The organism is Neorhizobium alkalisoli, from assembly GCF_002968635.1.
In the GTDB taxonomy this organism is placed as follows: domain Bacteria; phylum Pseudomonadota; class Alphaproteobacteria; order Rhizobiales; family Rhizobiaceae; genus Neorhizobium; species Neorhizobium alkalisoli.
The window spans coordinates 564,319-585,576 of the sequence record NZ_PVBN01000002.1; the positions used below are offsets into that span (position 1 = coordinate 564,319).

The following is a 21,258-nucleotide window of genomic DNA, read 5'->3' on the forward strand; positions in this document are numbered from 1 at the left end:
CTCTGGACTAGGCAGGACTCGATTATGGCGGATATTGCTCAGGAAGCCGGTTTTCGGAAAAATAAGAAGCTCAAGGATGCGCTTCTGCAGCATAAAGCACTTTCGCGACAGGGTTTTTCGGAGAGGCTTTTCGGGCTGCTGTTTTCCGGTCTCGTTTATCCGCAGATCTGGGAGGATCCGGACGTCGACATGACGGCGATGGAGCTGACCGAAGGGCACTCGATCGTCACGATCGGTTCGGGCGGCTGCAATATGCTCGCCTATCTATCCCGCGCGCCTAAAAAGATCGACGTGGTCGATCTCAATCCGCATCACGTCGCTTTGAACCGCCTGAAGCTGGCGGCTTTCCGGCATTTGCCGGGTCACGGAGACGTCGTACGCCACTTCGGCATGGACGGCGTTCGATCGAACAGCAAGAGCTACGACAAATTCGTCGCGCCGCACCTCGATACCGCCACACGCACCTATTGGGAAAAGCGGTCCCTGTTGGGTCGCCGCCGCATCGGCGTCTTCGACCGTAACATCTACAGGACGGGACTGCTCGGCCGTTTCATCGGTGCCGGCCATCTGATCGCCCGGATGCATGGAACCGACCTTACCGAGATGGCGAACGCCCGCTCCTTGCGCGAGCAGCGGCAATTCTTCGACGAGAAGATCGCCCCCCTCTTCGAGAAACCCGTGATCCGCTGGATCACCAGCCGCAAGAGTTCGCTTTTCGGCCTCGGTATCCCGCCACAACAATATGACGAGCTTGCGAGTCTCGCCGCCGACGGATCCATTGCGCCGGTGCTGCGCCAGCGGCTTGAAAAGCTCGCCTGCCATTTCCCGCTGCGCGACAACTACTTTGCCTGGCAAGCTTTCGTACGCCGTTATCCAAAGACAGAGGAAGGCACGCTGCCGACTTATCTGAAGGCGGAAAATTTCCAGATGATCCGCAACAATGCCGATCGCGTCACCGTCCATCACGCAAGCTTCACCGAGCTTCTGGTCCGGAAGGCTGCGATGTCCGTTGACCGCTACGTCCTCCTCGACGCGCAGGACTGGATGACGGATCAGCAGCTCAACGACCTCTGGACGGAAATTACCCGCACGGCGGCTCCCGGAGCCCGCGTAATCTTCCGCACGGCCGCCGAAAAGACCGTCCTCCATGGTCGCCTGACCTCAGCACTGCTCGACCAGTGGACCTATCTCGAAGATCGGTCCGCCGAACTGAACCTCCAGGATCGATCCGCGATCTATGGCGGCTTCCATATTTACGTGAAAAAAGCCTGATGGCGCGCCAGATGACAGGCACGTCCCTCCCCGGCGAGCATGCAGAACGCATGGATCGGATGTACCGCTACCAGCGTCACATCTATGACGCCACGCGCAAATATTACCTCTTCGGCCGTGATCGGGCGGTCGAGGGACTGCATGTGCCGCCGGGCGCGACATTGCTGGAAGTCGGATGCGGCACGGGCCGCAATCTATTGCTCGCCCACCGGCACTACCCTACTGCCAAGCTCTATGGCCTGGATATCTCCGCCGAAATGCTCGAAAGCGCCCGGGCGAATTTTCGCGGCAGGCCGACAGCACCGAATTTCCAGGTAGCGGATGCCACGAATTTCAAGGCGGAGGAATTCGGCACGACGGGCTTTGACCGCATCCTGATCTCCTATGCGCTCTCGATGATCCCGAATTGGGAAGGGGCACTCGATGCCGCGCTTGCCGCGCTCGCCCCGAACGGCTCGCTGCATATCGTCGATTTCGGCCAGCAGGAACGCTTGCCCGGCTGGTTCGGACGGCTGCTGAAGGCGTGGCTGACGCGCTTCCACGTAACCCCCCGGGCAAACTTGCATGACGTTCTGGAAAGCAAGCTCGCCGCGGCAAACGCCGACATGATCTTCGAAGAGATCGGCCGGGGCTATGCCTGGCACGCGGTGATCCGCCGCCGCGGCTGACTAGGCGATCGCTGCGCATACGGCGGGCGCCCCTCTTGCCATAACCGATTTTTTACGACGTTATGATGAACATGGCGTTCGCGCTTCCTCGTTGCGGAATCATGGGGCGAGAGGCTTTGGTCTGCATCAACACGGAACTTTCATGCCTCGGCTCCTTTTGACGCTTCTTGCGACAGTCATACTCGCGGCCGCCGGCTGCACTTCGACCGATTACGATCTGGTTGAGACCTCATCGGTCAAGCAGGTGAGGTTCAAGGACAACGATCCGCAGGACTTTGGCAGATATCATCCCGGACGCCACGAAATCCACGGCATCGACCTTTCCAAGTGGAACGACGGCGATATCGATTGGGCGCAGGTGAAAAGGTCCGGAGTCGCATTCGCCTTCATCAAGGCGACCGAAGGCAAGGATCGGGTAGACGGTGCATTCGAACGGCATTGGCGCAACGCCGCCGCCATCGGCATCCCACACGCGCCTTACCACTTCTATTATTTCTGCTCGACGCCCGAGGAGCAGGCGGATTGGTTCATCGCCAATGTGCCGAGGCAGTCGACAAAACTGCCGCCGGTGCTCGACGTGGAATGGAACCACGCCTCTCCCACCTGCAAGCTGAAGCCCGACCCTGCCACCGTGCGCGACGTGATGAAACGCTTCATGGACCGTATCGAACGCCATTACGGCAAGCGACCGATCATCTACACCTCCGTCGACTTCCACCGGGACAACCTGGTGGGAGCCTTCAACGACTATCATTTTTGGGTGCGGTCGGTGGCGGCCCATCCCGGCGAAATTTATGCCGGTCGCCGCTGGGCCTTCTGGCAATACACATCGACAGGCATCGTGCCGGGGATCAAAGGTCAGACGGACATTAACGTCTTTTCCGGCACCTCGAAGAGCTGGAACAGCTGGGTCGCATCCGCCGGCAAGTAAACCTCAGCCTCCCGCAATTCGGCGTCTGGCAATATGTGAGCAGTTGCGGTAGAACCTGCGCGACGTCGCTGCCGCCCATTTTTTCGTCAAGAATTTCGTCCACATGCGGCGGTGCTTATTCATATTGGGAACGCCGAATGTCCGCTGTCTTTGTCCGCCGCCTCTCCCTCGCATCCGTTGTCGCCGGCTGCCTTGCCTCCACCGCTCTTGCTCAGACACCGGCCCCAACCTGCGGAGGTGATCTTTCCACCTTCCTTCAGGGCGTAAAGGCTGAGGCGATCGCAAAGGGTATTCCCGCCGATGCCGCCGATCAGGCTCTTGCCGGCGCGCAGATCGACCAGAAAGTACTCTCCCGCGACCGCGCCCAGGGTGTCTTCCGCCAGACCTTCCTCGATTTTTCCCAACGCACGGTCAGCCAGGCGCGGCTCGATATCGGCCGCCAGAAGCTGAAGCAATATGCCGATGTCTTCGCTCGCGCCGAGCAGGAATTCGGCGTGGCTCCGGGCGTCATCACCGCCTTCTGGGCTATGGAGACGGATTTCGGTGCAGTCCAGGGCGATTTCAATACCCGCAACGCTCTTGTGACGCTCGCGCACGATTGCCGGCGCCCCGAACTCTTCCGCCCGCAGCTTATCTCGCTGATCGAGATGGTGCAGCACGGAGACCTCGATCCGGCGACCAATACCGGCGCCTGGGCAGGCGAGATCGGCCAGGTGCAGATGCTGCCTGAGGACATCATCGCGTTTGGCGTCGATGGCGATGGCGATGGCCATGTCAACGTGAAGAACAGCGCCGCCGATGCAATCCTGACCGCTGCCAAGTTCATCCAGAGCCTCGGTTTCAAGGCCGGTCAGCCCTGGGTCCAGGAAGTAACGCTGCCTGAGAACCTGCCTTGGGGGAAATCGGGGCTCGGCAACGAGATCGCAGCCGGCGAATGGTTCAAGGCGGGCGTCACCCCGCGTGACGGCAACACGGGCTTTGGCGATCTGCCGGCAGCTCTTGTTCTGCCGCAGGGCCGAAAGGGACCAGCTTTCCTCACCTATCCCAATTTCCGCATTTACCTCGAGTGGAATCAATCCTTTATCTACACGACCTCGGCCGCCTACTTCGCCACCCGTCTGTCCGGCGCTCCACCCTATCTCAAGGGAACGCCTGAGCCCGGCCTCGACGATTCCGGCATGAAGGCGCTGCAGGCCAAGCTGCAATCGCTTGGTCACGACGTCGGAAAGGTCGATGGCATCCTGGGGTCCGGCACGCGCATGGCAGTCCAGAAGGAACAGGCCCGCCTGGGGCTGCCGGCGGATGGTTGGCCGACCATGGGGCTGCTTTCGGCGCTCTGAGCCCAAAGTTCCGCCGCGCAAGATTCGGGTGGCGATCTGGTCGTCTAGGCTATATTCCTCGTTTTCCACGCGAAGGAAAATTTCATGACGACCGCAACCGTTTCGAGACCCAGCGCAACTGTTTGGGCGCTTCTTCTGTTGTTGGGCCTGATCTGGGGCGGTTCGTTCTTCTTCGCACGCATCGCAGTGCTGGAAGTGCCTCCCTTCACTCTGGTCTTCTTGCGCCTCTTTCTGGCCGCGCTCGCACTCCACATCTATCTCCACGGTCGCTTTGGCCTCTACCAGTCCTTAGCGGCCCACTGGCGCTCCTTCGCCGTCATGGGTTTCGTCAACAATGCCCTGCCCCACACGCTGATCTTTTTCGGCCAGACGGAGATCGGCGCGGGTCTCGCCTCGATCCTCAATGCAACGACGCCGATCTGGACGGTCCTGATTGCCAATCGTTGGACGGCGGACGAAAAACTGACCGCGGGAAAAATTGCGGGCTGCCTCGCCGGCCTCGCAGGGACGGCTGTTTTGATCGGACCGAGCATTACGACGGCAGCATCCGCTCCGCTCTGGGCTCTGGTCCTGCCGGTGGTCGCCGCAATGTCCTATGGTGTAGCCGGAACCTACGGTAAGCGTTTCCGCAGCCTTCCTGCTCCGGTTTCCGCCACCGGCCAACTGACTGCCTCGACGCTGATGATGCTGCCTGTTTGCGCGCTCGTCGACCAGCCCTGGACGCTACCTGCGCCTTCCATGCAAGCTGTTGCGGCAATCCTTGCACTGGCACTGATCTCGACGGCATTTGCCTACATGCTTTTCTTCCGGATTCTGGCTACTGCCGGCGCCACCAATGCATCGCTGGTGACGCTCATCGTCCCTCCGAGCGCAATTCTGCTCGGCGCCATGTTTCTGGGAGAGCGATTGGAGGCGCCGGATATTGCGGGCATGCTCCTGATCGGTTTCGGCCTCGTCCTGCTCGACGGACGGCCTCTTCGCTACTGCAGCAAATGGCTTCGAAAAGTGTCAAAAAGAAGCGAAGCGCTCACGGAATATGACGGACAGTAACACTCATACACCACTTTTTAAGCCTGCGGCAATTAAGATTAACAAGAAATTTATATAGCAAATTCAAAAATTTACCGAATTCACATTTGTCGTTTGAGAGTTCGCCAACGGCGGTGCAGCATAGAATCTGCTTTCCAATCGACACAAAACCGACATAGACTTTAACGGTCAACGCAAGGAGGCAGACATGGGACGTACATACTCTCTGAATGTCCTGGTAGTCGGTGTAGCGTTCGTGTTCGTGGCATCTATGCTGTTTATTTGAACGCTACAGATTCCACTGCCCGGTCATAATTTTGCATCCATGACCGTTTGATATCAGCACTTCAATTGAACGCATGCTCCTCTCGTAGAAGCATGCGTTTTTCATTCAGGCCGCGACGGTGCGAGGACTGGCAATCTGCCGGCGGCCGAGACGCTCCAGCACGGCCGAAACGAGCGGCGCCCGGTTCATCGTATAGATGTGGAACTCATGGATGCCGCGGCGGCTCAGATCCTCCATCTGCTCTGCGGCAACGTCGGCGGCCACTTTGGCGCGGTCCTCCGGTTTCTCATCGAGCCCTTCGAAGCGGGCATCGAGAAAAGCCGGCACGGAGGCGCCGCAACGGCGGGCGAACCGCTTGAGCTGGGTGAGGTTCTGTATCGGCATGATGCCTGGCACCACGGGAATGGTAACGCCTGCCGCCTGCACCTTGTCGAGATATCGTTCGAAAATATCGTTGTCGAAGAAGAACTGGCTGAGGGCCCGCGAAGCGCCTGCCTCCGCCTTGGCTTTCAACGCCTCGATATCCGCGCCAAGATCAACGCTCTCGGGGTGCTTTTCCGGATAAGCCGACACGGACACATCGAAGTCCCCATATTCCATCAGGGCCTGCACCAGATCCGCCGTCTGCGCATATCCCTCGGGATGGGGAAGATACTCGGTTCCGATGCCGGTGGCCGGATCGCCCCGAAGAGCAACGATGCGACGGACCCCGGCGGCGCGATATGCCTCGACGACCGAGCGCGTTTCCTCGCGCGAAGCATCCACGCAGGTCAGATGCGCCGCTGTCGAAAGCCTCGCCTCACCGATCATCCGTGTTACGGCGGCAAGCGTCGGCTCCTTGGTCGAGCCGCCTGCGCCATAGGTCATGGACACGAATTCCGGCGCCCAGCCCGCAAGCTGCTCGACGGCCTCCCAGAGCTGGGCTTCCATCTCGTCCGATTTCGGCGGAAAGAATTCGAAAGAAACGCTGAAGGGTTCGCGATTGGCAGTCATGGTCAGCTCCCTTATGAGGCGTTTTGGGTTTCGGCGGATGCGTGGGAGGAAATCAGCAGCCTGCGGTCTCGTGCAAGCCAGACTGTCGCCGTAAGCGCGCCCTCCTTGCCGGAGCCGAGATCGATCGCCTCCTCGACCTCAAGCCCCACCTTGTCCAGCCACTCGGCCATGACCTGGTGGGAAAAACCGAGCCGGATATGCGCATGATCCTCGCGCAGATAGTCAAGCTTGTGAGGTGCCAGATCGACGATGATGATCCGGCCGCCGGGACGCAGCACCCGGGCAGCCTCCGCGATGGCCAGTTCTGGTTGATCGAGGAAGTGCAGCACCTGATGGATCGTGATCAGATCGAAGTCCTGGCCTTCCAACGGCAGGTTCAGGATATCGCCGTGCCGAACGGAGGCTTTGACGATGCCGGCCTTGTCGAGATTGGAGCGCGCCACCGAGAGCATGTCACGGCTGGCATCGATACCGACAGCCCGGCGGTAAAAATTGGACAGGAGTTGCAATATCCAGCCTGTACCCGTTCCAAGATCGAGCAGCGCGTCGATCGGCGTCTTGCCGATCAGCTTCAATAGTGCCGCTTCGACCGCTGCATCACTCACATGCAACCGCCGCAGCTCATCCCACTCCGAGGCGTTGCGGCTGAAATAAGCCTGTGCTCGCTCTGCCCTCAGGCGCTTGACCGCCAGGAGCCGCTCACTGTCGCGCAGCAGGACGGGGTCTTCCTCGGAAGCGGCAGCCAGCAATGTACGGACCAGAACAGCAGCCTTGCCTTCCTGTCTCAGACGGAAATAGGCCCAGGCTCCCTCCTGATAACGGTCGATCAACGACTCTTCGGCCAGAAGCTTGAGATGGCGCGAGATGCGCGGCTGCGATTGCCCGAGGATATCCGTCAGGTCGGTGACCGTGAGGTCGCCTTCCGCCAGCAGCGCGAGCAGGCGGAAACGAGTAGGCTCACCCGCCGTTTTAAGCACATCCACCAATGTATCGAGCGCGAGACCCATGAAAGCCGCATCCCATCCAATCAAGATATAAAGATATGTTTATGTGATTTGGCCGCTCGACGCAAGCGAGAACTCATCTCATAGCCTCCGCTGTAAAAAGAAAGGCGGCCGACAGGCCGCCTTTTTCAGCGAGGCAGATCGGATGTCAGAATTCTTCCCATTCATTTGCGGCCTGCGCCACGGCCGCATTGCCGTGAGAGACCGACAGCCGCGCCTGCTGAGGGCGGGGTGATGTTTGCGCCACCGGCCGTGCTGCCTGCAATGGAGGGGCCGCGACGGCGCGACGCCCGCCGGCATTTTCGCCGAGCTGGAAATGGGACAGCAGATCGTTCAGCTTGTCGCTTTCCTGCGCCAGGCCCGCACCCGCCGCATTCATCTCTTCGACCATCGCTGCGTTCTGCTGCGTCGACTGATCCATGTGATTGACGGCCGTATTGACCTCGGCCAGGCCTACCGACTGCTCCTGCGCCGCAATCGCGATGGCGTCCATATGGGTCGTCACGCTCTGGACAAGCCGCTCGATCGCTCCCAGCCCCTCGCCCGTATCGCTGACCAATTTCACGCCTTCGCCGACGGCAACCGCGGAATTGGAGATCAGAGCCTTGATCTCCTTGGCAGCATTGGCCGACCGTTGCGCAAGCTCGCGGACTTCCTGTGCGACGACCGCAAAACCCTTGCCGGCCTCACCGGCACGCGCTGCCTCCACGCCCGCATTCAGCGCCAGGAGATTGGTTTGGAAGGCGATCTCGTCGATAACGCCGATGATCTGGCTGATCTGTTGTGACGACGTCTCGATCCGCTCCATGGCCAGGACAGCATTGCGCACCACCTGGCCGGATTGGTCGGCCCGAGTGCGGGCATCACGAACGACATCGCGGGCTTCGGCAGTGCGCTTGGAGGTGGCGATCACGTTGGAGGTGATCTCCTCCAGCGCCGCGGCGGTTTCCTCCAGCGAAGCTGCCTGCTGTTCGGTGCGCTTGGAAAGGTTGTCCGAGGCACTCGAAATCTCGCGCGACCCGCTGGTAACCGTCGAAACCGAACTGCCGACGCTGAGCAGTGCTTCGCGAAGCTGACGTACGGACGTGTTGAAGTCCTGACGCAGTGCCTCGAATTGCGAGGCGAAGGGTTCATGCACTTCACAGAGCATGTCGCCCGCCGCAAGCCGCCGCAGGCTGGCGGCAAGGGCACTGGTCGCCTGGTTGAGACGTCCTTCTGCTTCGGCTTCGGTGCTGCGCTGCATCTCGATACGCTCGGCCTCGGCGCGGCGGCGATTGGCTTCGGCTTCCGCCTCCAGCTCGCGGTTCCGGCTTGCCGCATCCCGGAAAATCTCGACCGAACGCGCCATCTCCCCGACCACGTCGCTGCGCTCGGCAAAAGGAATAACGGCGGCGATGTCGCCCTCGGCAAGATTGGCCATGCAATCGCCGATCTTGCGTATCGAGCCCGACAGGCCGCGGGTAATCATCACGCTGACGGTGATCGAAACCGCCATGAAGATGCCGAGAGCAAATAATGTCAGCTGAAGGGTTGAAGATGCATCGTTCCACTTTTGGGTAGCAAGACCGGCGATCTTGCCGGCATTTTCCTGAATGAGCCCGGCGACGAAGTCCCGTCGTTTCACCATGGCCCCAACCCAGGCTTCGAAATCGCCGGGTGCCGGGGTGTATGACTTGAGGGAATCCATTGCCTTTATCGTCTTGTCGATCAGCTGACCGTCCGCCCCCTGCAGGAAGGCATCGTATCTTTGCAGCAGATCGGCCGGCGTAAACTGGCGGAAGGCCTGCTCATAGATGCGGATCTGATGCTTGCCGTGTCCGAACTTGGCGAGCTCCTCGGCGTTCAGCGCACCATTGCGGGTGTATTGCTGGCCGATGCGATTGATAATCAAATAACCTTCATTCACCTGCATGAAGGCATGGTAGCCCTGCACGGCCCGTGAAAGTTCCTGGTTGTCGACGAGGTTGCCGACCCGACCCGCAAGCTCGAGACCGGAGGCCGATATGGGTTGAAGATATCGGAGCGACATCAGCGGATCGGCACTGCCGGCATCGATGGCGGAACGGTATTCGGGAAGCTTGGCCCACCGCTCATCCAGGGATGATTTGATCTTTGCAAGGCCGGTGTCATTTATTCCGAAAGCTACGGTCTTGCCGTAGATATCGACAAGCGCCCTGTATGCGCTGTCGGCCTTTGCCCTTATGTCCGCCCTCGTAGCTGCCGTAGCAGCACCCTCGACAGGCATGACCAGCATCAGTTCGCCGCCCGCGCGGGCGAGCTTTTCCAGCGCCAATGCGCGTTCCAGTTCCCGATAGCTTGAATAGGAACTCCAACTAACGAATGCTCCGAGACACACCACTGCCAGCAGCGGCACCAGAGCCAGAAGCGTCAGCGAAGCGCGAAAAGGCAGCCGCTCGATCAAACGCGACATGAGTCAACCCTCTACGATGGGCTGTCTTCATGACAGCATGACCGGCCCGGTGAACATGAGCCTCCCCCGTCGCGAGCCTGCACTGCCAATCTTTGCAATTGTCTTGATCGGCCGCCGCAAGAATCACCCCCAAATCTAGGGGTGATGGATTCAGCATTCCTTTACCGTCTCTGGAAAGTAGAAAGCCCCGGAGGTCCGGGGCTTTGCACAGAACTCACTGAAGATATCAGCGGGTCAAACGCTTGTAAGTCACACGCCTGGGGTTGACCGAATCCACCCCGAGCCGACGAATTTTGTCCTGCTCGTAATCCTCGAAATTGCCTTCGAACCACTCGACATGACTGTCACCCTCGAAAGCCAGGATATGGGTGGCCAGACGGTCGAGGAACATGCGGTCGTGGCTGATGATAACCGCGCAGCCGGCGAAGTTTTCGAGCGCGTCTTCGAGGGCTGCCAGCGTTTCCGTGTCGAGGTCGTTGGTCGGTTCGTCGAGCAGGAGAACGTTGCCGCCGGCCTTCAGCATCTTGGCGAGATGCACGCGGTTACGCTGGCCGCCCGACAGATTGCCGACCTTCTGCTGCTGGTCGCCGCCCTTGAAATTGAACGCGCCGCAATAGGCGCGCGAGTTCATGTCGTACTTGCCGAGCTTGATGATGTCGTTGCCGCCGGAGATTTCCTCCCAGACGGTCTTGTTGCCGTCGAGCGAGTCGCGGCTCTGGTCGACATAACCGAGATGTACGGTATCACCGATGCGGACATCGCCCTCATCCGGCTTTTCCTGGCCGGTGATCAGGCGGAAGAGTGTCGTCTTACCCGCACCGTTCGGGCCGATGACGCCGACGATGCCGCCGGGCGGCAGCTTGAAGGTCAGGCCTTCGAAGAGTACGCGATCGCCATAGGTCTTGGAGATGTTCTCAGCCTCGATGACGACCTGCCCGAGGCGTTCGCCGATCGGGATGATGATCTGCGCGTCGCCTGGACGGCGGTTCTCGGCAGCCGCGACCAGTTCGTCATAGGCACGGATACGCGCTTTCGACTTCGCCTGACGTGCCTTGGGGCTTGCGGCAATCCATTCCTGTTCGCGGGAGATGGCCTTCTGGCGGGAAGCCTCTTCGCGGCCTTCCTGCGCCATGCGCTTCGCCTTGGCCTGCAGGTAGGCCGTATAGTTGCCCTCATAGGGAATGCCGCGGCCGCGGTCGAGTTCGAGGATCCAGCCCGTGACGTTGTCGAGGAAGTAGCGGTCGTGGGTGATCATCAGCACGGAGCCCGGATATTCGCGCAGGTGCTTTTCCAGCCATGCGATCGTTTCTGCGTCGAGATGGTTGGTCGGTTCGTCGAGCAGCAACAGGTTCGGCTGGGAGAGCAACAGCTTGCAGAGCGCCACGCGGCGCTTTTCACCACCCGAGAGGTTGTCGACGGGGGCGTCGCCCGGCGGGCAGCGCAGCGCGTCCATGGCCATCTCGACCTGGCTTTCCAGATCCCAGAGGTTCTGGCTGTCGATGACGTCCTGCAGCTTGGCTCCCTCTTCCGCCGTTTCGTCGGAATAGTTCATCATCAGCTCATTGTAGCGGTCGAGAATCGCCTTCTTGTCGGCGACGCCTTCCATCACATTGCCCATGACGTCCTTGGAGGGATCGAGCTGCGGCTCCTGCGGCAGATAGCCGAGCGTCGCGCCCTCGGCGAGCCAGGCCTCGCCGGTATATTCCTTGTCGAGCCCTGCCATGATCTTCAGCACGGTGGATTTACCAGCGCCGTTCGGGCCGAGGATACCGATCTTGGCATCCGGATAGAAAGAAAGATGGATGTTTTCCAATACCTTCTTGTTGCCGTAGGCCTTGTTGAGGCCGGCCATGTGATAAATGAACTGACGTGCCATAGGATAAACTGCTCCGGGAGGGGATTTGGTTTTGCCGCTATGTAGTGCATCCGACCGAAGAGTGTGAAGCACTTTTCGGAAAAAACCGATGCACAAGCGGGAAAATCGCGCATAAAGCGGTGCAGGAGACGGGAGGATCGCATGTTCGACGAAACCAGACAGCTCGCAAGCCCCACCGGCGCGAGCCTCGCCTACCATCATCAGCCGGGCGCCGAACCGGTGACGGCAATCCTCCTCGTCTGCCACGGTCTTGCCGAGCACTCGAAGCGCTACAAGCCGTTCGCCGAAGCCATGGCCGACCACGGCTTCCATGTCTACGCGTTCGATCATCGTGGCCATGGAGAAACAGCGGCGCCGGATGCGCCGCTTGGACGTTTCGCAAGGCGCGACGGCGTTCGGCTCGTTTCTGAGGATGTCAAGGCCATGCGCGACATGGCCGCTAGAAATCACCCCGGTCTGCCGGTCTTGCTCTTTGGTCATTCCATGGGAGGCCTGATCGCACTCAACGCAGCGATCGATCATCCCGACAGTTATGATGCCGTCGCCGTCTGGAATTCAAACTTCAATCCCGGCATGGCCGGACGTGCAGCGCAGGTGATCCTTCTGGCGGAAAAAGCGCTCAAGGGCTCGGACGTGCCGAGCGGCCTTCTACCAAAGCTGACCTTCGACGCCTGGGGCCGCTCGATCCCCGGCCGTCGGACTACGTTTGACTGGCTGAGCCACGATCGCGAGATCGTCGATGCCTATATCGCCGATCCGCTTTGCGGTTTCGATGCCAGCGTCTCGCTCTGGCTCGACCTCTTCGAAATGACCTTTCGAGCTCCGAAACTGATCGGCAGGCTGCGAACGGATCTGCCGGTCCACCTGATCGGCGGCGCCGAGGATCCGGCGACCAACAATGGCCGCGAAATCCTCTGGCTCTCAGAGCATCTTAAGAAGAGCGGTCTTTTGAACGTCACGACGAAAATCTGGCCGGCCACCCGCCACGAGACGCTGAACGACACGGTCCGCGCTCGCGCTGCCGCCGAATTCGCCGCCTGGGCAAAAGCTGCTCTTCCCCTCCCGATGTTGGCCAAATCGGAATGAGTTCATGACATTTAATCAAGTGCTTCCGGTGCCTCCCCCCGCTATAGGAAGAGCATGAGTTCGCAGCCCACAAGCCTCGCCGGATCGATACCCGAGAGCCGCACCGTTCACGGCCTCGGTCTGATGCTCCTTGCAATGCTGATCGCGCCGCTCATCGACATCTTTTCCAAGCTTGCGACCGACACCGCCTCCCCGACCTTCATCACCGCAGCCCGTTTTGTTTTCCAGGCGCTCTTCATGCTGCCGATCGTTCTCTGGAATGGCTCCTGGCGCACGTTTTCCTGGCGGCTCAGTGGCTATCACGCCATCCGCGCCGGCCTGATCACTCTCGCCATGATCTGCTTCGTCGCAACCCTTGCCGTCATGGAGGTGGCCGATGCAGTCGCCATCTTCTTCGTCGAGCCGATCATCCTGACGGTGCTGTCCAGCATCTTCCTCAAGGAGATTATCGGCTGGCGCCGCTATACCGCCTGCACGATCGGCTTTCTCGGCGCCATGATCGTCATTCGCCCGAGCTTCGAGGAAATCGGCTTCGTCGCCGTGCTGCCGATCGTCACCGCTTTCTGCATAGCGATCTTCGCCCTCATGACCCGCGCCCTTTCGCATCGCGAGGACCCGTGGTCGATGCAGTTCCAGATGGCGCTGTGCGGGATCCCTATCTCTGCCGTCCTGCTACTTGTTGGCGGCCTCTCCGACACCGCCTTCCTCGCCCCATCATTGCCGGATTGGCTGACCGTCACCTGGCTTGTCGGTGTCGGTGCGTTTGCGGCCCTTTCCGGCATCCTGGCCGTCTATGCCTATCGGGCGGCCCCCGCTTCCGTCATCGCGCCGCTGCAATATTTCGAGATCGTCTCCGCCACCCTCTTCGGCTGGCTGGTCTTCGGCGATTTTCCCGACCCGATGAAATGGCTCGGCATTTCCATCATCATCGGCTCCGGCCTCTATATCATCTGGCGCGAGCGGCGGGTCGCGTCGACGAAACCCGTGACCCGCACCGCAAAGACAGCCGTGGCCCCATGACCGAGACGAAAAAGAAACCGCCGCTTGACGGTATACGCGTCATCGAACTGGCCCGGGTTCTCGCCGGTCCCTGGGCCGGTCAGATGCTGGCCGATATGGGCGCCGATGTCATCAAGGTCGAAAACCCAGACGGCGGAGACGATACGCGTGCCTGGGGACCACCCTTCGTCGAAGACGCCACAGGCGAGAACCTTTCTGCCGCCTATTATCACTCCACAAACCGTGGCAAGCGCTCGATTGCCGTCGACCTGAAGAGCGAGGAAGGGCAGGAAATCGTTCGCCGTCTCGCGGCGACGGCGGACGTGCTGATCGAGAATTTCAAGCTTGGCGGATTGACGAAATATGGGCTCGACTACGAAAGCCTCAGGAAAATCAATCCGAAGCTGATCTATTGCTCGATTACCGGTTTTGGCCAGGACGGCCCCTATGCGAACCTTGCGGGCTACGACTACATCGTCCAGGGCATGTCGGGCTTCATGTCGATCACTGGCGCCCCGGACGGCGAACCGATGAAGGCAGGTGTCGCGATTGCCGACATATTCACCGGCATCTATGCGGTCACAGCGATCCAGGCAGCGCTGATCCATGCCATGAAGAGCGGCGAGGGCCAGTTCATCGACATGGCGCTCCTCGATGTGCAGGCGGCCGTTCTTGCCAACCAGAACATGAACTATCTGATTTCCGGCAAGGCGCCGGTCCGGCTCGGCAACGCGCATCCCAACATTTCGCCTTACGAGGTCGTGCCGACGCAGGATGGCCATCTCATCCTCGCCATTGGAAACGACGGCCAGTTCCGTCGCCTCTGCCGCATCCTGGACATGGAGCAGATGGCCGACGACGAGCGCTTCTCCACTAATAAGGCCCGCGTCGCCAACCGCGACGAGGTCCGGCGGTTGGTTTTGGCCCAGACAGCCAAATGGAAGAAGGCGGATCTGCTGGCTGCCTGCGGCGAGAATGGCGTACCCGCAGGCCCGATCAATTCGATCGAAGAAATGTTCGAGGATCCACAGATCAAGGCTCGCGGGCTTCGAATCGACCTCGAGGCCGCCGACGGCACAATCATTCCGGGCGTCCGCAGCCCGGTTGTGCTATCTGAGACGCCGCTCGCCTATCATCGTCCAAGCCCGGCACTTGGGGAGCATACGACCGAGGTGATCGGCGAACTGGAAGAAATGGAAAACAGGGGGAAGCAGAAATGAAGACCGGCGGTCAGCTCATCGTCGAGGCGCTCAAGGCGAACGGTGTCGAGCGCATCTCCTGCGTTCCGGGCGAAAGCTATCTGGCCGTGCTCGACGCGCTTTACCAGAGCGGCATTGAGGTGCTCGTCTGCCGCCAGGAAGGCGGCGCAGCGATGATGGCCGACACATGGGGTCGCCTCACGGGCGAGCCTGGCATCTGCATGGTGACGCGCGGTCCCGGCGCGACCAATGCCTCTGCCGGCCTGCACATCGCCCGGCAGGATTCGGTCCCCATGATCCTCTTCATCGGCCAGGTCCAGCGCGAAGCGCGCGAGCGCGAGGCCTTTCAGGAAGTCGAGTACCGCCGGGCTTTCACCGAGTTCGCCAAGTGGGTCGGCGAAATCGACGATGCCCGTCGGATACCGGAATTCGTGACCCGCGCCTTTGCGGTCGCCACCTCCGGTCGCCCCGGCCCGGTCGTGCTGACGCTGCCCGAGGACATGCTGGTCGAGGAAGTCGTGGCGCCTGAAGCCCAAGCCTACATGCCGGTCGAAAGCCATCCCGGCAAAAGCCAGATCGCTGCATTCGAAACCATGCTGAAGAATGCTCAGCGTCCGATGTTCATCCTCGGCGGCACCCGCTGGAGCGAAGAGGCGGTTGCCGATTTCCAGGCTTTCGCCAGCCGTTTCAAAATCCCCGTCGGCTGCTCCTTCCGCCGGCAGATGCTCTTCGATCACATGCATCCCTCCTATGCAGGAGACGTCGGCATCGGCATCAATCCAGCACTCGCAAAGGAAATCCGGGAATCGGACCTGCTGGTGCTGCTCGGCAGCCGCATGTCGGAGATGCCCTCCTCCAGCTACACACTGATCGACATACCCTACCCGAAGCAGAAGCTCGTCCATGTCTTCCCCGATCCGGAAGAGCTGGGCCGCATGTACCGGCCGGATCTGGCGATCTGCGCCGCGCCGGCTGAATTCGTCGCCGCATTGAAGGACCTCGAGCCGCCGGCCCTGCCGCTCTGGGCGGAACGAAAGTCGGCAATGCACGATGCTTATCTCAAGTGGTCGACGCCGCCGGAAGCAGGGCCCGGCCCGGTCAAGATGGGTCCGATCATGCAGTGGATCGAGGAGAACGTCCCGGACGACGCGATCTTCACCAATGGCGCCGGCAACTACGCCACCTGGCTGCACCGCTTCCACCGCTTCCGGAAATACAACACCCAGTCCGCCCCTACTTCCGGCTCCATGGGTTACGGCCTGCCGGCGGCGGTGGCGGCAAAGCAGCTCTTTCCGGAGCGCGAGGTGGTTTGCTTCGCCGGCGACGGCTGCTTCATGATGCACGGGCAGGAATTCATCACCGCTGTCCGTTATGGACTGCCGATCATCACGGTACTGGTCAACAACGGCATCTATGGCACGATCCGCATGCATCAGGAGCGCGAATATCCGGGGCGCGTCAGCGCCACCGACCTCGTCAATCCGGATTTCGTTGCCTATGCCGAGGCCTTCGGCGGGCATGGCGAACTGGTGGAGAAGACGGAAGAGTTCGGGCCGGCCTATCTGCGTGCCCGTGCCAGCGGCAAGCCGGCAATTATCGAGGTGAAGCTTGATCCGGAAGCGATCACGCCGAGCAGAACGCTTACTCAGATCCGCCAAAGCTCATAATCCGAACCTGGCGAGCGCGGCGTCCTGGAACCGATCATCTGACCCGTCGTTGATCGGTCATGGCAAAGGATACGAAACGTAAGGCTATCGGCGGAATGACGGCCTTCGTCGTCGTCATCTTCCTGCTCGCAATCGCGCTGGCCGCCTTCTATTTCTTCGGCCTCACGCCCGGTGAAGCCTGAACCTTGAGGAAGGAAGCGGGACCGGCTCGCACCGATCCCGAGCAGTCTGCTTAGATCGCAGCCGTGACGATGAACTCGACCTTGTACTTCGGAGCAGCGAGCTTGGCTTCGCTGGTAGCGCGGGCCGGCGGATTGGCCGGATCGATCCAGGCTTCCCATACGGCATTCATTTCACCGAAGGTGGACATATCCGAGAGGTAGATGATCGTCTGCAGGATCTTCGACTTGTCGCTACCGGCAGCAGCGAGCAGGCGATCGACTTCTGCGAGCGCGTCCTTGCACTGATCGCTGACGCTTTCGCCTTCTCCCACCTGACCGGCGAGATAGACGGTGTTGCCGTGGATCACGGCGCCGCTCATGCGGGCGCCCGGCTCGATGCGCTTGATGCTCATGGAACTACTCCTGAATTCTGAGCTGGGGGAAGACCTCGCGCTCCAGGCACGAGGCCCGATGAAATCTCAGCCGCGAATATGCTGGCTCTTTTCGTAGATTGCGGTCGAACGGGCACCGGAACGGCAGAAACCGAGCATCGGGCGCGGGAATTCGTCAAGCGCGTCAACCATGGCATTGATGCCCTCCGCTTCGACGCCCATGCGACCGACCGGAATGTGGCGGATGTCGAGGCCAAGTTCCTTGGCGCGTGCCGCGATATCGGCAAAATGCGGCTGGCCCGGCTCTTCATCGTCGGGTCGATGGCAGACGATGGACTTGAAGCCCATCGCCTTGATCTGATCGAGCTCTTCGACGGTGATCTGACCGGTGACGGAATACTCGTCGTTGATCTGGCGGATATCCATGGCTGAGCCCTCCGTTTTCAATGTGGCGCAAGCATTACGACGGTGCCGCGGGGGCGTCAATCAGGGAACCGCCGCGCCTCAGCCAAAGCTGAAGCGCAATCCATACTCGATGCTCTCCCCGGGCTTCAGCAAGCCGAGCTCACCCTTTTCCGCGAGCTCGTAGCGGCTCACCCAACGATGCGAGACCGGTTCGATGCCAAGTACATGAGCCGGCTCCTTCTGGTTCCGCCAGATCTGTAGGTGCGGCAGCGTATCCGTCTTGAACTTGACCTTGAGAGTGAGGCCACCGATTGCGGCTATGGGACCAAGGGCAATCTCGGCCCACTGCTCACCATTCTCTTTCGCTGGCACACAGAAGACACCGCCAGGATCGGCACCGAACTTCCAGGGAAAACCTTCGCCCTCCAGCATCTTCCCGCTGAGGCGAACATGATCGTCGAACAGCCATGCCCCGACATTCATGTGATACATATGTACAGGCGCAAACGCCTTCGTGCCGCTATTTGTGATCTTGTCCGAAAGCGTCACCTCCCCCGTCGCGCCGTCGATCCTCCAGTGCCGTTCGAGCAGTGCAGGCTCGCCTGACGCCATCGTCACCCGCACCCGGGCACGGCATTCCGCATCGCCATCCTGAACGTCCCAGAAGAGTATCTCGGCAGGATGGGAAGAAAAGGAGCCGTGAAGCGGATATTTCCGCCCGTCGGCCGCACCCTCGATCGGCTCGGGGTGGCGGATATGGTCCGGCCCGCAGGTAAAAAGGAAGCCTTCCAGCGAATGGTCGATTCGCGGATCGCCGTCGTCGGGAATGGCACGGCCCGGCGACAGGTCGATGTCACCGATCAGGCAACCGCCGATATCGAGCACGGATGTCTCGTCGAGGAAAAGTGTGGGACCTCTGGCCGCCGAAAACGCCTTCATAATCATTCCCTTCACGGTTTCGTCAAAAGTTCTACCCGATCGTGATATGAATTTAACGGGACATTCATGACGAATTCACTTTTTCCACACTACGGTCAAATTTACCTTGTCTGTGGCGACAGGTGCGGGCTGGGAACGAAGACCCGAGTTCCCGATTTACATATATTATGAAAACCAGGAAGTCGGTGACACAGTGAAGCGGCTATTTTTTGCAGGAATCAGCCTCGTCGTTTTGACAGGTGCCCAAGGCATTCCATCTGCAGAGGCGCAGAGCCGGTACCGTTACCCGTCGGAGACGATCCTGGTCGCCCCGGACGGCGCGATCCTGGACTATGTTCCAGAACGCGGCGATGTCGTCATCAGCCGCGACGGCATGGGCCGGCGCGTTTTTATCGACCGCTACGGCAATGTGCTGGCCACCGAAGTCCGCCAGGAGACCTACCGCCCTGCCCGTTCCGAGGAATATCCGCCTGCACCCGGCGGATATCGCAACTCCCGCAATCTCGGCGGTTATCAGGACGGTTACGGCTATCGCGACTACCGCGAATACCGGCCGGGCGAGCCTGGCGACGTGACCGGGACCGTTCCCGATCGCGGCTCGATCACCCGATTGCCACTGGAAGACCAGCCGCTGCCGGGTGCCGATAACGACTATCCGCAAGAGGCCTCCATTGAGCCCGATCAGCAGGCGATCGAGGCTCTCCATCCGCAGAAACCGATCATCACCGTGACCAAGAAGCCGCAGGCGGAGATCGCCGCGCTTCAGGTCTTTCTCGATCGCGAGGGCATCTCCCCGGGTGTGATTGACGGACACCTCGGCGACAACGTCAACAAGGCCATAGCCGCCTGGCAGGAGATGACGGGCGAAACGCTCGATCCGAACAATTCCGAAGACATCATGCAGCGGCTGACCTATTCGGGCGGCCTGCCGATCGTGGACTACACGATCACGCCGGCAGACGCCGCTGGCCCCTATGTCGCATCTATCCCGGATGACTACGCACACAAGGCGCAACTCCCCGCCATGTCTTATATGTCGGTAACGGAAAAGCTCGCCGAGCAATTCCATATGGACGAGAATTACCTGAAGGCGCTGAATCCGGGCGTCGATTTCACAATCCCCGGCGTAACCATCAAAATCATCAATCCGGGGCAGCCGAAGATCGGCCAGGTGACGCGGATCGTCGCCGACAAGGGCCGGAAACAGGTCTTCGCCTATGGCGAGGATGGACGCCTGGTCTCAGCCTATCCGGCGACCATCGGCTCGACCGACACGCCGTCGCCGACAGGCACCCATACGGTCCAACGCATCGCCTTGGACCCGGGTTATACCTACAATCCGAAAATCAATTTCAAGCAGGGCAACAATGACCAGATCCTGCAGATACCCCCTGGCCCGAACGGCCCGGTCGGGACGGTCTGGATCGCATTGTCCAAGCCGACCTACGGCATCCATGGCACACCCGAGCCGTCCAAGATCGGCAAGACCAACAGCCACGGTTGCGTGCGCCTGACCAACTGGGACGCGACCGAACTCGCCAAGATGGTGAAGCCCGGGACGACGGTGGAATTCGTCGAGTAAACGGCAGCAGGATAGCCGAACGAATCGCATTCTTTCGTCTATCGGGCCTTCCTGCCGGCAGCTCGCTGCCAACCCAAGTCCAATCAAACAAAACGGCCGGTTCATTGAACCGGCCGTTTCACATATAAGCCTCGGGCTGAACGAGGCTCGAGTAAAGGTGGTCTCAGGCGGCGTTTCGGCCGAAACCGAAGATGCGCGGCGCGCCGGACCGAATGACCTTCACCGGCATCAGGTGCATCACCTCTTCGGCGAATGACCGCGCATTTTCCTTGGCCTTGTCCACATTGCTGACCTTGGCAGGATCGAGGGTGTGGAGAGTGCCGCCCGTTTCAAAGAGTTCCTTGAAGGCAATTCTTTCGCCGATAGGAGTGTTGAGCACGTGTACCCCCCGCGCCGCCAGAAGCCCCTTGATCGCCAGCATGGCTCTGGTGGTAACCATCGACGTGACGCGCGTCAGCACCACCGAATGAGCGATGTGAAGATTGGCCTTGTCCCTGAGGAAGGTCAGCAGGTCGAGGATCTGAGCCGCCCCCTTGGCATCCATTGCCGAGCCCTGAACCGGGATCATCACGTGATCGGAAAGGCCGATTGCGGTGGTCACGAGCGCGTCGCGAGCGCCGGCGAGATCGATGATGAAATAGTCCGTGCGCTGGCCGAGCTCCCGCAGATGACATTGCAGCGAAGCAACCGTGACTTCGGACACGACTTCGATGTTTCGGGTATGTCCGGATGTTTCGAACCACTGGCTGATCCAGCGCTGCGGATCGGCGTCAATGACCGTGACGCGAAAACCCTGATGGGCGAGTTCGGTAGCGAGCAAAAGCGCGGCAGTTGTTTTTCCGGCGCCACCCTTGGCATTTGCAAAAGATATTACAGGCATTTTCGGTCCTCGAAGAAATCCTGAGCCGCATCGCTCACGAGGACACCGGGAAGCATGGTGTCATGACGCCATCCTTTCCAAACATGGTTAACGAATTGTAAAATTAGCCACCATGAAA

At 60.3% G+C, this 21,258-nt stretch carries 19 protein-coding genes; 11 read left to right on the top strand and 8 right to left on the bottom strand.

All coding sequences use genetic code 11. The features are described 5' to 3' along the window. Positions 1-24: 24 nt before the first annotated feature. The 5 genes from C5L13_RS07235 to C5L13_RS07255 all read left to right on the top strand — a co-directional run bounded on the left by C5L13_RS07235 (position 25) and on the right by C5L13_RS07255 (position 5,261). Positions 25-1,272, top strand: coding sequence for a DUF3419 family protein (locus C5L13_RS07235; protein ID WP_105382561.1), 1,248 nt, complete (start codon positions 25-27; stop codon positions 1,270-1,272). Beyond that, positions 1,272-1,940: a class I SAM-dependent methyltransferase gene (locus C5L13_RS07240; RefSeq protein WP_105382562.1), complete on the top strand. Its 669-nt coding sequence runs from the start codon at positions 1,272-1,274 to the stop codon at positions 1,938-1,940. The genes C5L13_RS07235 and C5L13_RS07240 overlap by 1 nt, the downstream gene beginning before the upstream one ends. 142 nt (positions 1,941-2,082) lie before the next feature. Beyond that, positions 2,083-2,871 (top strand): glycoside hydrolase family 25 protein, encoded by a 789-nt coding sequence (locus C5L13_RS07245; protein WP_105382563.1) that lies wholly within the window; start codon positions 2,083-2,085, stop codon positions 2,869-2,871. A 137-nt stretch (positions 2,872-3,008) separates the two neighbouring features. Beyond that, complete coding sequence (locus C5L13_RS07250) at positions 3,009-4,211, top strand: lytic murein transglycosylase (protein ID WP_105382564.1); 1,203 nt, start codon at positions 3,009-3,011, stop codon at positions 4,209-4,211. Between the two features lie 84 nt (positions 4,212-4,295). Continuing rightward, complete coding sequence (locus C5L13_RS07255; RefSeq protein ID WP_105382565.1) at positions 4,296-5,261, top strand: DMT family transporter; 966 nt, start codon at positions 4,296-4,298, stop codon at positions 5,259-5,261. A gap of 370 nt (positions 5,262-5,631) precedes the next feature. Here C5L13_RS07255 and metF read toward each other — a convergent pair whose 3' ends face one another. The 4 genes from metF to ettA all read right to left on the bottom strand — a co-directional run bounded on the left by metF (position 5,632) and on the right by ettA (position 11,830). Beyond that, positions 5,632-6,519, bottom strand: a complete 888-nt coding sequence (gene metF, locus C5L13_RS07260; RefSeq protein ID WP_105382566.1) for a methylenetetrahydrofolate reductase [NAD(P)H] — start codon at positions 6,517-6,519, stop codon at positions 5,632-5,634. Positions 6,520-6,530: 11 nt separating this feature from the next. Continuing rightward, positions 6,531-7,526, bottom strand: a complete 996-nt coding sequence (locus C5L13_RS07265; RefSeq protein WP_105382567.1) for an ArsR/SmtB family transcription factor — start codon at positions 7,524-7,526, stop codon at positions 6,531-6,533. A gap of 145 nt (positions 7,527-7,671) precedes the next feature. Further along, on the bottom strand, positions 7,672-9,954 hold the full coding sequence (locus C5L13_RS07270) for a methyl-accepting chemotaxis protein (protein ID WP_105382568.1): 2,283 nt from the start codon (positions 9,952-9,954) through the stop codon (positions 7,672-7,674). 226 nt (positions 9,955-10,180) lie between these two features. Then, positions 10,181-11,830: an energy-dependent translational throttle protein EttA gene (gene ettA / locus C5L13_RS07275; protein ID WP_105382569.1), complete on the bottom strand. Its 1,650-nt coding sequence runs from the start codon at positions 11,828-11,830 to the stop codon at positions 10,181-10,183. A 141-nt stretch (positions 11,831-11,971) separates the two neighbouring features. Here ettA and C5L13_RS07280 point away from each other — a divergent pair, with 141 nt between their 5' ends. From C5L13_RS07280 to C5L13_RS29465, 5 genes are read left to right on the top strand one after another with little or no spacing between them, the layout of a single operon-like run. Further along, positions 11,972-12,916: an alpha/beta fold hydrolase gene (locus C5L13_RS07280; RefSeq protein WP_105382570.1), complete on the top strand. Its 945-nt coding sequence runs from the start codon at positions 11,972-11,974 to the stop codon at positions 12,914-12,916. Positions 12,917-12,970: 54 nt separating this feature from the next. Continuing rightward, complete coding sequence (locus C5L13_RS07285) at positions 12,971-13,936, top strand: DMT family transporter (protein WP_105382571.1); 966 nt, start codon at positions 12,971-12,973, stop codon at positions 13,934-13,936. Then, positions 13,933-15,135 (top strand): CaiB/BaiF CoA transferase family protein, encoded by a 1,203-nt coding sequence (locus tag C5L13_RS07290; protein ID WP_105382572.1) that lies wholly within the window; start codon positions 13,933-13,935, stop codon positions 15,133-15,135. Before C5L13_RS07285 ends, C5L13_RS07290 begins: the two co-directional genes overlap by 4 nt. Beyond that, positions 15,132-16,781, top strand: a complete 1,650-nt coding sequence (locus C5L13_RS07295) for a thiamine pyrophosphate-binding protein (RefSeq protein WP_105382573.1) — start codon at positions 15,132-15,134, stop codon at positions 16,779-16,781. Before C5L13_RS07290 ends, C5L13_RS07295 begins: the two co-directional genes overlap by 4 nt. A gap of 59 nt (positions 16,782-16,840) precedes the next feature. Next, a complete protein-coding gene (locus tag C5L13_RS29465) occupies positions 16,841-16,963 on the top strand; it encodes a hypothetical protein (protein WP_280952603.1) in 123 nt (40 codons plus the stop codon). A 50-nt stretch (positions 16,964-17,013) separates the two neighbouring features. Here C5L13_RS29465 and C5L13_RS07300 read toward each other — a convergent pair whose 3' ends face one another. The 3 genes from C5L13_RS07300 to C5L13_RS07310 all read right to left on the bottom strand — a co-directional run bounded on the left by C5L13_RS07300 (position 17,014) and on the right by C5L13_RS07310 (position 18,678). Further along, on the bottom strand, positions 17,014-17,355 hold the full coding sequence (locus C5L13_RS07300) for a RidA family protein (RefSeq protein ID WP_105382574.1): 342 nt from the start codon (positions 17,353-17,355) through the stop codon (positions 17,014-17,016). A gap of 66 nt (positions 17,356-17,421) precedes the next feature. Beyond that, complete coding sequence (locus C5L13_RS07305; protein WP_105382575.1) at positions 17,422-17,760, bottom strand: TIGR01244 family sulfur transferase; 339 nt, start codon at positions 17,758-17,760, stop codon at positions 17,422-17,424. Positions 17,761-17,838: 78 nt separating this feature from the next. Next, complete coding sequence (locus tag C5L13_RS07310) at positions 17,839-18,678, bottom strand: DUF4432 family protein (protein ID WP_105382576.1); 840 nt, start codon at positions 18,676-18,678, stop codon at positions 17,839-17,841. A gap of 193 nt (positions 18,679-18,871) precedes the next feature. Between C5L13_RS07310 and C5L13_RS07315 the strand changes: the two genes are divergently transcribed. Continuing rightward, on the top strand, positions 18,872-20,260 hold the full coding sequence (locus tag C5L13_RS07315; RefSeq protein ID WP_170117222.1) for a L,D-transpeptidase: 1,389 nt from the start codon (positions 18,872-18,874) through the stop codon (positions 20,258-20,260). Between the two features lie 163 nt (positions 20,261-20,423). Here C5L13_RS07315 and C5L13_RS07320 read toward each other — a convergent pair whose 3' ends face one another. Next, positions 20,424-21,140 (bottom strand): ParA family protein, encoded by a 717-nt coding sequence (locus C5L13_RS07320; protein ID WP_105382577.1) that lies wholly within the window; start codon positions 21,138-21,140, stop codon positions 20,424-20,426. Between the last annotated feature and the right edge of the window lie 118 nt (positions 21,141-21,258).